The organism is Paenibacillus rubinfantis, assembly GCF_001486505.1.
Lineage (GTDB): Bacteria > Bacillota > Bacilli > Paenibacillales > Paenibacillaceae > Fontibacillus > Fontibacillus rubinfantis.
Genome location: NZ_LN909066.1, coordinates 955,354 through 968,088 on the forward strand (window position 1 = coordinate 955,354; position 12,735 = coordinate 968,088).

The window sequence follows — 12,735 nt, forward strand, 5'->3', positions numbered from 1 at the left end:
TGGGTCCCTTTTATCGAAAATAAGGTGAATAAATCATCCTATTTTGATAAAAAGGCGGCTTTAGGTGGAAATAGCGTTAATTAATCACCTTATTCGCCCTCTCTGTTCACCCTCAACCCTCAGCAATCTGAGCACACAAAGGGCCCGGCTGAATCTAAGATTCGCTGCCGAGCCCGCCAGATTCATTAGCTATTCACTTCGTGACCAGCCGTCACGGTTGTTGAACTTCCTAAATTCGAGCCAAAAGCCGGTTTATTAGCTTACCTTGTTGCTTTGCACTTCTTCCAGGCGAACCACCCGCGTATGCTGCGTGTGACTCCATTGCTTATTGTTCTGCGTGAAGAACGCATAGAACGTAATCGGCCACCAGGAAATCAGGTAAATCGGGAACAGGATCAGGTAAGCGTACACTTTCTTCGACTTCACCTTCTCCAGGAACATCGCCATCAGGAAAATAAAGACGTTGGCGACAATCGCTACGTAGGACACCCACATCGGCAGGTAACCGTACAGCGTCTCAAAATGCGGTCCGCTCAGCAGCGATTGATCAACCCAGATCAAGGCCGTCAGCAGGAACGTCAGCAGCACGATATACACGTTCGCGCCATAGAGTGCCATATCCAGCTTTACCATGTTCCGCTCCTTAATGCTCTTCCACAGCAGCGGGAAGAAGTAGCGGCGAGCGACGGTGAAGTGCCCTTGCATCCAGCGCAAGCGCTGGCGGGCCGACGCTTTAAACGTCAACGGCTTCTCGTCGAACAGCTTGGCGTCGTAGTTGAATACCGGGTACACGCCGCGTTCGACACAACGCATGGTGAACTCCAGGTCTTCGACCAGGCTTGTTGCGCCCCAGCCGATTTCCTTCAGCAGCTCGGTTTCGAAGCACATCCCCGTGCCCCCAAGGAAGTTCGCCATCTTCAGATTGGTCCGGGACAGCTGCCACAGACGGTTGCAATACCAGTAGGAGATCCCATAAGAAGCGGTGATCCAGGAATCCTCCGGATTCTTCGTATCGATATAGCCTTGGATAACGCGGGCGCCGGAGCACAGGTCGTTGTTCATTTCGCGCAGAAAATCCGGATGAGCCAGGTTGTCGGCGTCGAACATCACCACCGCGTCGTATTGGCGCGGCATTTTCCACAATTGCTTCAGCATCCATTCAATCGCATAGCCTTTGCCCCGCAGATGCGGGTTGCTGCGCACGCATGCATTCATGCCGTGGTTGCGGACGATGCTTGCGGTATTATCGGTACAGTTATCGCAAATGACAAACACGTCGTATAATTCTTTCGGATAGTTGAGCTGCTTCAAATTCTCCATCAAAGCCCCAACGACTTTTTCCTCGTTATGCGCCGCGACCAGCACGGCAAAAGACTTGCTTGGTGCATGCTGCACTTTGTTCTTCTTCCTGTACATGCCAAATAAAGCCAAACCAAATTGATACACCCCTACCACTGCAAGCACGACCTGCAGCGAGATCAAGATGACATCGAACATGATTTCTTGCCCCCTTTTTTTCTCCGATCGGTTGATTTTCTTTATCTTTATCTCGGAGTATGTGTGTTGTTATGACCCTTTTGTTCTTTTTTGCTCTTTTTCTTTTTCTTTGAATGACCGGCTCTTTCTGTAAACCATTACGATTTTCCATGAGATGGCTGGTTTTGTCAAAACCCTTGTAGCCCCGCCGTCACGCATATACCTCTGAAGTCCGGCAATTTTGACATACGGGACCCCCGCATCCTGCTTTCAGGTACGGTTACATCTTATTTTCATCACTTTTGGCTTTTTTTATTTCTAATTTCTTCTTTTTTTTAACGACCGGCGGGCGACCCATTGACGATACATCTACATAGACGTGTTTACCCAGCAAAAAGTTTACAATTCTGCACCATTTTTTTTAAACTTATTTGCTATGATTTGAATCATTGTACAGGGGCGAAGAACGAAAAGTCAAAAAGAGCACGGCCAGCAACGCAAAAAACGTCCTTGAAAAGGCCATGAATTAAAAATATGATAAGTCTAACCTGAAAATGCCATGCTATTTAAGACGGGCGGCCCTTGGACGGGCAGTTTTCGGGCTGTAAGAACGCGGCCAAACATCGTGCGGAGGGATTTCATGACTCGCTTATTCCGAAAGCTTCAACAACTTGACCGGCAGATTTTTGTAGGAATCAACGGCCGCCTGCACCGCAGTTTCCTCAATTTTTGGCTGTACCATTTCACCCATTTGGGAGGAGCTTGGTTTACCATTCTCTCCTCTTTACTGATTTGGTTAGCTGCTCCGCAGCCATGGAGCAGAGTCGGCTTGCAATCCTGCGTCGCGCTTGCGATCAGCCATCTTCCGGTAGCTCTGGTCAAAAAAACCTATCCACGTCTTCGGCCCTATTTGACGCTGCCTGGCACGAACACGTTCCGGAACCCGTTGACGGACCACTCGTTCCCATCCGGGCATACGACGGCCATTTTTTCCGTCACCGTGCCGTTTATGGCGGCTGCTCCCGGGCTCATTCTGGTGCTTTTACCGGTGGCTCTGCTCGTCGCGGTTTCGCGTATTTATTTAGGTTTGCATTATCCTTCCGACACCCTGGCAGGGGCCGTCATCGGCTCCTCCGTAGCGCTTGGAACGGTTGCATTATGGGCCTAAAGGGGATATTGTAGACAGTAGGAAAACCTTGCAGGAAAAGGTGAAACTAAAGTGCAAAAACAGAGAGTCTTGCTTTTATCCGAGGGGTTTGGAGCCGGTCATACGCAAGCGGCCTATGCGCTCTCCAGCAGTTTACGAAAGATCGCGCCAAACGTGCAGACGAAAGTCCTGGAGCTTGGCAGTTTTTTAAACCCAAGAATGGCGCCAATCATCATCACCGCTTACAAAAAAACGGTGTCCTCGCAACCTCGGCTTGTCCGTATGATGTATCGCAGCAATTATAAAAAGTCTTTAAACCGATTGACGACGCTGGCTCTTCATCGGATTTTTTATACGCGTACGATTCAAATTATCCGTCAGCTTCACCCCGACGTCATCGTCTGCACCCATCCGATTCCGAGTGCCGTGATCTCGCGCTTGAAGCGGCTGGGTATGCTGGACGTCCCGCTCTGTACCGTCATCACCGATTACGACGTGCATGGAGCCTGGGTCAGCCGGGAGGTGAATTGCTACCTCGTCTCCACCGATCAAGTGCAAAGCAAACTGCTGGAACGGGGCGTCGACAAGAGCAAAATCCGGATCACCGGTATTCCAGTCCACCCAAATTTCTGGGAACGCCACGTCAAGGAGGATATCCGCCTGCAATTCCGCTTGAAGGATATGCCAACCGTGCTGGTGATGGGCGGGGGCTGGGGCTTTATGAAGGACGAAGCGGTGAATTCGCTGCTCGCCTTATATCGGGAGCAAATCCAGATCATTTTCTGCTTCGGCAGCAACGAGAAGTCGTTGGAGAAAATGAAAAAGGATCCCCGCTTCATTCATCCGAACATCCATCTGCTCGGGTTCACAAAGGAAATTGACAAGCTGATGGAGGTTTCCGATCTGCTGATCACCAAGCCGGGTGGCATGACCTGCTCCGAAGGGCTGGCCAAAGGCATCCCTATGCTGTTCCACAAGCCCCTTCCTGGCCAGGAAGAGGAGAATTCGCATTATTTCGCCCAGCAGGGATGGGGGACACCGATCAATTCGCTGGACGATATCACCGATTGGATCCAACGTTTGACCGAGCAATATGGCGAAGTTGTCCGCAAACGGGAAGAGGTTATGAACCATATCGCCCGTTTCCGGCCGATGCAAAGTGCTCAAGCTATCATCGATCTTCTTGGAAATACGAACTTCATCCGAAAATAAACGAAACCTAGGTGGCTCTATAAACGAGATCCCTAGGTTTCTTTTAGGTATTTTTCAATACAAGCACGAAACGATTGAACTATAAACTCATTTCTCCAACTGGGTGGACTTGGGTAACGACCACAATCGATCCGGGAAGAGCCTTTACGACTGAACATGCCTTTGGTTCCCAACTCGAGGGGAGATTGTTGTTATTCGAACATCTCCATCTTCCGTTCCTGGTAACGCCGAAGGGCGGCTTCGCCAACCATAACCTCGCAACGGTAGATCGGCATCCCTTGCCCAACGAATTTGCTCTCGTACTCCGTCATCACATGGGCTTCGTTGATCCCGCCCTCGTGCAGGCTAAGCGAAATATCGTTCATCTGCAGTCCAACCGCGGCAAAGGCATTCAGCGAAAACTCAAACAGCACGCGCGAGTCCGTCTTAAAATGAATCTCGCCGTTATCGTTCAACAGTTGGCGGTACTTCTCCAAAAACCGCGGATGGGTCAACCGCCGACGCCAATGCTTCTTCTTCGGCCACGGGTCACTGAAGTTCAAGTAAATGCGCTCCACTTCTCCCGGGGCAAAAAACTCCTCGATCATTTCGATGTTGCCCAGCGCCAAACGAACGGTGTGCGGCTCCAGCCCCCCTTGCTCGTCCCACTTCGCACGCACCTTCTCGCTTGCTCGCCGGATCAGCTCATCGTACATGTCCATGCCGATGAAATTCACATCCGGATATTTCACGCTCATGCCGCTGACAAACTGACCTTTCCCCATCCCAAGCTCGATATGGATCGGGCGGTCGTTGCCAAACACCTCAGCCCAGCGTCCTTTATATTCCCGGGGATTCAGCACAACGAGCTCCCGCTGCTGCTCCAGATTCTCCCGTATTCCTTTTCTGCCGCGTAAACGCATGATATTCCTCCGCTTTCATGTTATCCATTCCTTGCAATATTGTGCCGAAGATCGCCGCAAATGTAAAGCGCACAATGAAAAAGGAACCAGCCGTTCGCCGGGGAGACGAGACGAGTGATTCCCTTTTCAATATATTTTGGAATTGGGGTCCAACGAATTTGATATTTTCAAAATAACATATTCCGCAACCTGCCGCAAGGAATCAGGCAAGCACCCTTCCCCTTTTTACGCGAAATTTGATACAATGAATCCAGTGGAAGCGGCGTACGGACAGGGCTTTCGCCGTTGTATAAATATGCATAAATATTTTGTGACAATATGAAGGAGCCGCAATGAGTACACTGATAACGGACATCCCTACTTTGTGGGGAGACAAAAGATTTCATACCTGGAATACGGAGATGCGCCAGGAGTTCGGGGACAAGGTATTTAAAGTGATGCTGGATGCCGGATTCACTTGCCCGAACCGGGATGGTTCGATCGCCAAAGGCGGCTGCACGTTCTGCAGCGCCCGGGGATCAGGCGACTTTGCCGGAAGCCGCCGGGACGATCTGGTCACCCAGTTCGCCACGATCCGTGACCGGCAGCATCAGAAGTGGCCGCATGCCAAATACATCGGATATTTTCAGGCATATACGAATACTTATGCGCCGGTAGAGGTGCTGCGCGAATATTACGAAGCGATTCTCGAGCAGCCGGGCGTTGTGGGCTTATCCATCGCTACGCGGCCGGATTGCCTGCCGGACGACGTCGTCGATTATTTAGCAGAACTCAACGAGCGCACCTACCTTTGGGTAGAAATGGGCTTGCAAACGATCCACGAATCTACGTCCACGCTGATCAACCGGGCGCACGATACGCAGTGTTACCTTGAGGCCGTAGAGAAGCTGCGCAAACGGGGCATTCGCGTCTGCACTCATATCATATACGGCCTGCCGCAGGAAACGCATGAAATGATGCTGGAGACCGGACGTGCCGTGGCTAATATGGACGTGCAGGGCATCAAGATCCACCTGCTCCATTTGATGCGTAAGACGCCGATGGTCAAGCAGTATGAAGCCGGCTTGCTGCGTTTTCTGGAGCAGGACGAATACGTGAAGCTGATCGTAGATACGCTGGAATTTCTGCCGCCGGAAATGATCGTGCACCGGCTGACCGGGGACGCTCCGCGCGACCTGCTGATCGGGCCGATGTGGAGTCTGAAGAAGTGGGAAGTGCTGAACGCGATCGATGCAGAGCTCAAGCGGCGCGATTCCTGGCAGGGCAAATACTGGAGAGGACGCTGATATCCATGGGCTTCCTCTCGGTATTAAGCTTTGCCCATAAACTTGCGGGCGAGCGGCTGGTTCCCGGCGATGCCGCGGTGGATGCCACGGCAGGCACAGGCGCGGATACGCTGTTCCTTGCCAAGGCCTGCGGACCGAAGGGGCGAGTATTCGCCTTCGATATCCAACCGCAGGCGCTGGCGCTCACGCGAGCCCGGCTGGAGAAAGAGCCGGCGGATTCCATCGCCGGCGTCACCCTGCTCCAGGCGAGCCACGAGGACATGGCGGCCGCTCTGCCGGCGGACGTGCACGGGCGGCTGGGTGCCGTGATGTTCAACCTCGGCTATTTGCCCGCCGAGGGCGCCAGATGGGTATAAGAGACAAGGCTGGGGGACACCGATCAATTCCCTGGACGATATCACCGGTTGGATCCAACGTTTGACCGAGCCATATGGCGACGGTGTCCTCAAAAGAGAAGAGGTTATGAACCATACTTGGCCTGGGCGGCAGCGCTGCCCGCATCCGCCGGTCAGGCGATCATGTATCGGCAGCCGCAAAGATCGACGGCGCCGTATTTGATCGCGATGGAGAAGAAATAACCAAAGCATGCAAAATCATAAACAGTTGGGGGTCATCGCAATGGGGATTCGTAAAATCGAGCATATCGGAATTCGCGTTTCGGCGCTGGAGGATTCCATTGAGTTTTATGAACGCATAGTCGGCATGAAGCTGTTATCTACGATCGGTGAAGTGGGAGATCCGCTGCGGTTGGCCTTCCTGACCTTTCCGGGCCAAGAATCGGTTGAAGTCGAGCTGGTCAATATCCGCGACGGCGCGGAGCTGGCGAATGAAGGCAAAGTACATCACATCGCCTTTACAGCCAGCGAGATCGAGGAGGAATATGCCCGCATTTCCGCATTGGGCTTATCGGGGCTTGACCCGGAAATCCGCAGCTTGCCAAACGGGTGCCGGTTCTTCTTCTTCAACGGACCGGACGGCGAACGGATTGAATTCTTCCAGCCAGCGTTCCTGGCTTGATTTCCTCTCGTAAATTCAAGGAAAGGAGGGCTGCGCATGGAGGAGCATACGTTTACCTTCGTTAATGACACCAACCATGAAGTTTTCGTGTACCGCTGGAGCGCGGCCGATTCCAAGGAACCGCCGCGGGGCGTGCTGCAAATTGCCCACGGTATGGCCGAAACAGCCAAGCGTTACGAACGTTTGGCGCAGGTGCTGACCGCCCGCGGCTTCGTCGTGTACGCCAACGACCATCGCGGCCACGGCCGCACGGCCAGCCGTCCCGAGGAGCTGGGCTGGCCGGGCAAGCAAGGCTTTACCGGTATGGCGGAGGATATGATTCAGCTCTCGGAGATCATCCGCCAGGAGCACCCGGATTTGCCGCTGTTTCTACTCGGACATAGTATGGGCTCCTTCCTGACCCAGAAGATCATGTACCGGGCACCCGAGCCTTACGCCGGGTTCATTCTCTCGGGGACAAACGGACCAAGGGGCATGCTGGGCATCGGCCGCAGCCTGGCCCGCCTGCAAGCCCGGCTGCAAGGTGACAGCCATCCCAGCCTGCTGATGAACGCGTTGACCTTTGGCAGCTTTAACCGGAATTTCCTCCCGGCGCGGACGCCCTTCGATTGGCTCTCCCGAGACCAAGAGGAAGTTGATAAATACATCGCGGACCCGCACTGCGGATTCTTGTGCAGCGCCGGCTTCTTTTACGGCTTCTTCGGCCTGCTGCAGGAGATCCACCGCCCGGAGAAAATGCGCTCCATCCCAAAGGAGAAGCCGGTCTACATCTTTGGCGGCGATCTCGATCCGGTCGGTCGGAACGGCGCAGGCGTACAGCGGTTAGCCCAGCTATATGACAAGCTGGGTCTCCAAGATGTGAAGGTGAAGTTGTATCCCGGCGGCCGCCACGAAATGCTGAACGAAGTCAACCGCGACGAGGTGATGTCCGATGTGCTAGAGTGGCTGGAGAGCTGTCTGCCGTTGGAAGCAGCTGTCGCGGAATAAAGATAACGAGCCTGCGTACCCGCTCCTCACCTGGAGGAGACCGGTACACAGGCTCGTTTTTTCGTAACCCCTTACACCATAACCCGTTTGAGCTGCACCACATAACGCGAGCGCACCACAATATAGTACACCAGCTGAGCTGCCAGGAAGGCCCCGGAAGCCGTCAGCACCGGCAAGGTCACGTTCCCCAACTGGAATCGGGCCCCCAGCAGGGATAAGACCACCATCGTTTGAATGCCTGAAATCACCACCGGGATAAAGAACAGCAAGGCGATTTGCAAGCTGGAGGAAAAACGCATTTCCCGCTCGCCCAGCCCGATCTTCGACAACGAATGATACATGCGCCGGTCCTGATTCAGCTCGCTGTACAGCTTGAAATACAGGAAGCTGGCGGAGGATACCGAGAAAATAGCGGCGATAAAGATCCCCACAAAGCTTAACATCGAGAGCTGCTCCCGCGTTTCCGCAAACGTCCTGCCCCGTGAACTCATATAATTGCTCGTTTCGTCGTGATCCAGACGCTCCATCATCCCATGAAACAGTTGCTTCCCGATGACGATTTCGGGATCCTGGAGGCGAGGAGCTTCTTTGTGCTGCCAATCCGGAACATAGATCTCAATGTTTCGGTACAGACGATTCTGTTCCTCTTCCGTTAAGCCGTTCTTCAGCTTCGTAAAATCTGCATCGGACAACACGACTACCGAAATATTGCTGCTGATTCCGGTCAAAGGAACTTCGTTTGGCAGCAACTCCAGCTCCAGAGGCTGCTCCAGAAACGAGAGGGTTAACGGGAGCGTTGGCCCCTTCAATGCGTGCTCTGCCGCCGACCCTTCCATCGCATAAGCGATCGCTTGACCCGGGCCAATCTTCGGCAACCCCTGAAGGCCAAGCAACTCTGTGGCCTTGTTATAAACCGAGCGGGACAAGACATTTACATACAACTCCGATGAGCGAATATATCCAAAAAACGACTCTTGTTCCACCGTCTCATAACGGATCCCCCGCTCGGACAACTGCTGATCGATCCAGGCCATGTCCTTCTCGAAGAAGGCTTCATCATAGATGCCGTACGTAAAGGCAAATGGATTTGCCTTATACACCCGCTCATTCTGGGCATTGGCCGCCAGAATGACCCCCACGCTCATGCTGGCCAGCGAAATCGCTACGGTGACCATAAACAACATCCGTGCGTTATCTTTGATTTTATAAGCCATTTCCGATATCCAGAGCAACCGGGTTCCGCGCCATAACAAGCGGCGGTTGCGCTTCAGCAGCCGGATGATGGCGACCGTCACTTGAGTATAAAAAAAGTAGGTCCCCCAAATCCCCGTAGCGGCTGCCAGCATCACTTTGGAAAAGTCCAGACCATTGCCGCCTTTCAGAAGCAACACCGCACTGGCGAGCAGCGCCACGCCAAGGAGCGCCAGCACCCAGGACACGCGCGGCTCCGTCTTTGGCTTACTGCTGCCGCCTAGCAGCTCAATCACCTGATTCTTCCGAAAAAAGATCAGCGTAAATACCGACAGGACCACAAACAGGATCAGGAACGCCACTGCGGTAAACCCCATCGCCTTCCAAGGCACATAAAATGGCAGGGGATTCATCCCGGTCACCTTCACGCTCAGCAGCAGGAACAGCTTAGACAACAGGAGTCCCCCAGCCAAGCCCGCTGCGATGGATCCTACGCCAATGATGAGGTTCTCGAGGAACACAAGCCGGTTGATCGAGCCGGTGGTTGCTCCCAGCAGCGACAGCACGCCAAACTCCTTGCTGCGCGCCTTCAAAAAGCTGCCGATCGAGAACAACACAAACAAAATGGAAAATACGAAAATGATGTATTCCGCCACTTCCATTCCGATGCTCGTCATCCGTCCCATTTCACTCTCCGCGATGCCCGGATGGAAGATAAACATCGCATAGGTGAAGAAGATCATGACCATAAAGGCGCTGCTTAGAAAATAAGCGAAATAGGCCCGGGCGTTGCGTCTGACGTTGTTAAACGCGAATTGAAGAAAGTTCATGCGCATTCCCTCCCAAATACGACAGCATGTCGATGATCTTCTGGAAAAAGGCCTGCCTGCTGTCGCCCCGGTGGATTTCGTTCGTCAGTCTGCCATCCTTGATAAACACAACCCGATCGCAATAGCTGGCCGCTAGCGGATCATGACTGACCAGCATCATCGTGGTCCCTTCGGTACGGTTCAGCGTCTCCAGCAGCTCCATGACGTTGCGGGAGGCATTCGAATCCAGCGAACCCGTCGGCTCGTCCGCCAACAGCAGCGACGGCGAGGAGATCATCGCCCGTGCAATCGCGGCCCGCTGCCGCTGACCACCGGAGATTTCGTAGGTGCGTTTGCCAAGAATGTCCGTAATCCCCAGCCGGTTGGCGATCGACTGCAGCTTCCGCTCCATTTCCCGGAACGGACGGGAATCCAGCGTTAAAGGAAGGACGATATTTTCCGCTACGGTAAGCGTGTCCAGCAGATTAAAATCCTGGAACACGAACCCCAGCTCCCGGCGGCGAAAGGCGGCAAGTTCTCTCCGTTTTAACGCATGCGGATTCTTCCCGTTGATCCGCACCTCGCCCGAACTTGGCGTATCGATGGTTGAGACCAGGTTAAGCAACGTTGTTTTCCCGCTGCCGGACGGGCCCATAATGCCGACGAACTCCCCCTTCTCAATCGTCAACTCTATGTCCTGCAGCGCACGTGTCGCAACTTTTCCCGGGTAGACCTTATTTAGTCCTTGGACTTTGAGCATTTCCATTGGATCGCGCTCCCCTTTCTTCGAGCCTAACGGCCGGCGAATCAAACGCCGTTGCCACGGCCCGGATGGTTATGGTTATACTCTATCCCAAAGCCTGTAAGCCAGCCATCGATCTGACTTAACCGAATCTTAAAAGTTTGTAAGGTTATGTTCGGGCAAAAAAACGCAGCGGCTTCCGCCGATCCTTAGATTCCGATCCGCGATGCCCCTGCGTTCTATAGCGGCAGCTGCCGCTCAAACAGCAGCCTTACCGTCGTTCCTTGTCCCGGTGCCGACTCCAGCTCCACGTGGTGCCCCAAGCGGCTGCACACTTCGCGGACCAGGTACAGGCCCATGCCGGTCGATTCGCTGTACTGCCGCCCGCGCTGCCCTGTGTAATAAGGCTCAAAGACGCGGCGGATATCCTCCTTCAAAATGCCGATGCCGTAGTCGCGAACCTCAAGCACCGTTTTTTTGCCGCGCGCATACGCAACAAGTTCCACCTTGTCCCCTACCCCTGCGGAATAATTGACGGCGTTAGTAATTAGCTGGCCGAGCACAAACGTCAGCCACTTTTTATCGGAATAGACTTCCAGCTCCTCGCCGATTCGAATGTCCGGGTATACGCCTTTCCGGATAAACAGCTTGCGGTGATCAGCGACGGCCTCATTTACGGCGGCCAACAGCGGAACCGGAGCAACGTGAAAATCATGCTCGAACTGCTCCAGCCGGGAGGTATACAACGCCATCTCCAGCCCTTTGCGCAGCCGGTCCAGCTCCTCCTGAACGCTGTCGAGTACGGCTTCCGGGATCGTTTCTTTCTCCCGCTCATTCTCCAGGGTGAGCTGAATGACCGAAATCGGGGTCTTCATCTGGTGAACCCAGCGACCCGTAAACGCGGATTGATGCTCGCGCTGCTTGCCATAACGATACAGCTCCGCTTCGTACAGACGATATCCTTCTTCAAGAAGGTCATGCAACCCCAAAGCCAGCGGGGTTTCGCCCGCCGGCTGCAACAGCTCTTCCAGCGTCCGAGGCGGCTCCGTCAACTTCCGGTACACCTCCCGGTTGCTGAAGTACCGATAGATCAAGTAGAGCAGCAGCAGTGTAAAGCTAAGCAGGTAGGCGTATACGGCGATTTGGGTCTGCCGGCCGCCGGCCAGCCAAAACAAGAAAGGAACCAGCAGGATCTGCGGCACAAGAAACAGCAGCATTGGCAGCTGCTCCTTCCAGAATAGCCTCATTCCAGTGCCTCCCCAGTGGCGGGTTGTCCATGTGCATGGAGAAGGTACCCCGCCCCGCGAACGGTCTCCACCGCATCCTCCAGTCCAAGCTCCTTGAGCTTTTTGCGGATACGGGTCACATACACGTTTAACGTGTTGTCGTCGATGAAATGATGACCTTGCCACATGAGATCCAGCAGCTTCTCCCGGCTGACAACTCGGCCGGCTTTCTGCAGCAACGCTTCCAGCAGCAACACTTCTTTCTGCGTCAGCAGCACGGACGTCTCCCCCTTCGTCACGGTGAACCGCTCAGGGTACAACACCAATCCCGCCGCGCTGACGGTCCGCTCCTCCTGCCGGGCCGAATAATCACCGTAAGCCCGCCGCAGATGGCTGCGGATCTTCGCCATCACGACCTCATACGAAAATGGTTTGGTGATGTAGTCGTCAGCGCCATTGTCGAGCGCCATGACCTGATCCATCCCGCTGTCGCGCGCCGATAAGAACAGGATCGGGCAGGTGGACTCCCCGCGAATTTGCCGGCACCAATAGAAGCCGTCGAACTTCGGCAGGTTGACGTCCAGCAGCACCATATCGGCGGCGGATTCCCGAAACTCGTCCAGAACCCGGCCGAAGTCGTTCACCCGCACCGCACGGTATCCGTATTTCTCGATATGACCGGATAACATCCCGGCCATTTTGGCATCGTCCTCGACGATCAGGATCGTAAACATCCTTTG

At 54.1% G+C, this 12,735-nt stretch carries 11 protein-coding genes and 1 pseudogene; 6 read left to right on the forward strand and 6 right to left on the reverse strand.

Annotation, left to right across the window (positions count from 1 at the left end; translation table 11 throughout):
• Positions 1–255 precede the first annotated feature (255 nt).
• Positions 256–1,497 (reverse strand): glycosyltransferase family 2 protein, encoded by a 1,242-nt coding sequence (locus BN3277_RS21940; protein ID WP_059046392.1) that lies wholly within the window; start codon positions 1,495–1,497, stop codon positions 256–258.
• Between the two features lie 619 nt (positions 1,498–2,116).
• Between BN3277_RS21940 and BN3277_RS21945 the strand changes: the two genes are divergently transcribed.
• The gene (locus BN3277_RS21945; protein ID WP_059046394.1) at positions 2,117–2,644 is read left to right on the forward strand and encodes a phosphatase PAP2 family protein; all 528 of its coding nucleotides are present in this window, start codon (positions 2,117–2,119) and stop codon (positions 2,642–2,644) included.
• Positions 2,645–2,695: 51 nt separating this feature from the next.
• A complete protein-coding gene (locus tag BN3277_RS21950; RefSeq protein ID WP_059046395.1) occupies positions 2,696–3,835 on the forward strand; it encodes an MGDG synthase family glycosyltransferase in 1,140 nt (379 codons plus the stop codon).
• A 191-nt stretch (positions 3,836–4,026) separates the two neighbouring features.
• Here BN3277_RS21950 and trmB read toward each other — a convergent pair whose 3' ends face one another.
• Complete coding sequence (trmB, locus tag BN3277_RS21955; protein ID WP_059046396.1) at positions 4,027–4,737, reverse strand: tRNA (guanosine(46)-N7)-methyltransferase TrmB; 711 nt, start codon at positions 4,735–4,737, stop codon at positions 4,027–4,029.
• A 332-nt stretch (positions 4,738–5,069) separates the two neighbouring features.
• Between trmB and BN3277_RS21960 the strand changes: the two genes are divergently transcribed.
• The 4 genes and pseudogenes from BN3277_RS21960 (at position 5,070) to BN3277_RS21975 (ending at position 8,027) form a co-directional block, all read left to right on the forward strand.
• Entirely contained in the window at positions 5,070–6,023 is a 954-nt protein-coding gene (locus tag BN3277_RS21960) for a tRNA modification radical SAM protein MnmL/YtqA (protein ID WP_059046398.1), read from the forward strand.
• 5 nt (positions 6,024–6,028) lie between these two features.
• Positions 6,029–6,601, forward strand: a pseudogene (locus tag BN3277_RS21965) (class I SAM-dependent methyltransferase).
• 40 nt (positions 6,602–6,641) lie between these two features.
• Positions 6,642–7,040 (forward strand): VOC family protein, encoded by a 399-nt coding sequence (locus BN3277_RS21970; protein WP_059046401.1) that lies wholly within the window; start codon positions 6,642–6,644, stop codon positions 7,038–7,040.
• A gap of 36 nt (positions 7,041–7,076) precedes the next feature.
• The gene (locus tag BN3277_RS21975; protein ID WP_059046403.1) at positions 7,077–8,027 is read left to right on the forward strand and encodes an alpha/beta hydrolase; all 951 of its coding nucleotides are present in this window, start codon (positions 7,077–7,079) and stop codon (positions 8,025–8,027) included.
• A gap of 71 nt (positions 8,028–8,098) precedes the next feature.
• Here the strand turns inward: BN3277_RS21975 and BN3277_RS21980 are convergent, their stop codons facing one another.
• From BN3277_RS21980 to BN3277_RS21995, 4 genes are all read right to left on the reverse strand, one after another.
• Positions 8,099–10,048: an FtsX-like permease family protein gene (locus tag BN3277_RS21980; protein ID WP_059046404.1), complete on the reverse strand. Its 1,950-nt coding sequence runs from the start codon at positions 10,046–10,048 to the stop codon at positions 8,099–8,101.
• A complete protein-coding gene (locus BN3277_RS21985) occupies positions 10,023–10,793 on the reverse strand; it encodes an ABC transporter ATP-binding protein (RefSeq protein ID WP_059046406.1) in 771 nt (256 codons plus the stop codon). The genes BN3277_RS21980 and BN3277_RS21985 overlap by 26 nt, the downstream gene beginning before the upstream one ends.
• Before the next feature lie 215 nt (positions 10,794–11,008).
• On the reverse strand, positions 11,009–12,016 hold the full coding sequence (locus BN3277_RS21990; RefSeq protein WP_059046408.1) for a sensor histidine kinase: 1,008 nt from the start codon (positions 12,014–12,016) through the stop codon (positions 11,009–11,011).
• Positions 12,013–12,729: a response regulator transcription factor gene (locus tag BN3277_RS21995; protein ID WP_059046410.1), complete on the reverse strand. Its 717-nt coding sequence runs from the start codon at positions 12,727–12,729 to the stop codon at positions 12,013–12,015. Before BN3277_RS21995 ends, BN3277_RS21990 begins: the two co-directional genes overlap by 4 nt.
• Positions 12,730–12,735: the final 6 nt, after the last annotated feature.

Coding starts and splice junctions, on each gene's coding strand:
- BN3277_RS21960 (WP_059046398.1), top strand. CDS start 5,070: ATGAGTACACTGATAACGGACATCCCTACTTTGTGGGGAGACAAAAGA.
- BN3277_RS21980 (WP_059046404.1), bottom strand. CDS start 10,048: ATGAACTTTCTTCAATTCGCGTTTAACAACGTCAGACGCAACGCCCGG.
- BN3277_RS21945 (WP_059046394.1), top strand. CDS start 2,117: ATGACTCGCTTATTCCGAAAGCTTCAACAACTTGACCGGCAGATTTTT.
- BN3277_RS21970 (WP_059046401.1), top strand. CDS start 6,642: ATGGGGATTCGTAAAATCGAGCATATCGGAATTCGCGTTTCGGCGCTG.
- trmB (WP_059046396.1), bottom strand. CDS start 4,737: ATGCGTTTACGCGGCAGAAAAGGAATACGGGAGAATCTGGAGCAGCAG.
- BN3277_RS21995 (WP_059046410.1), bottom strand. CDS start 12,729: ATGTTTACGATCCTGATCGTCGAGGACGATGCCAAAATGGCCGGGATG.
- BN3277_RS21990 (WP_059046408.1), bottom strand. CDS start 12,016: ATGAGGCTATTCTGGAAGGAGCAGCTGCCAATGCTGCTGTTTCTTGTG.
- BN3277_RS21940 (WP_059046392.1), bottom strand. CDS start 1,497: ATGTTCGATGTCATCTTGATCTCGCTGCAGGTCGTGCTTGCAGTGGTA.
- BN3277_RS21985 (WP_059046406.1), bottom strand. CDS start 10,793: ATGGAAATGCTCAAAGTCCAAGGACTAAATAAGGTCTACCCGGGAAAA.
- BN3277_RS21975 (WP_059046403.1), top strand. CDS start 7,077: ATGGAGGAGCATACGTTTACCTTCGTTAATGACACCAACCATGAAGTT.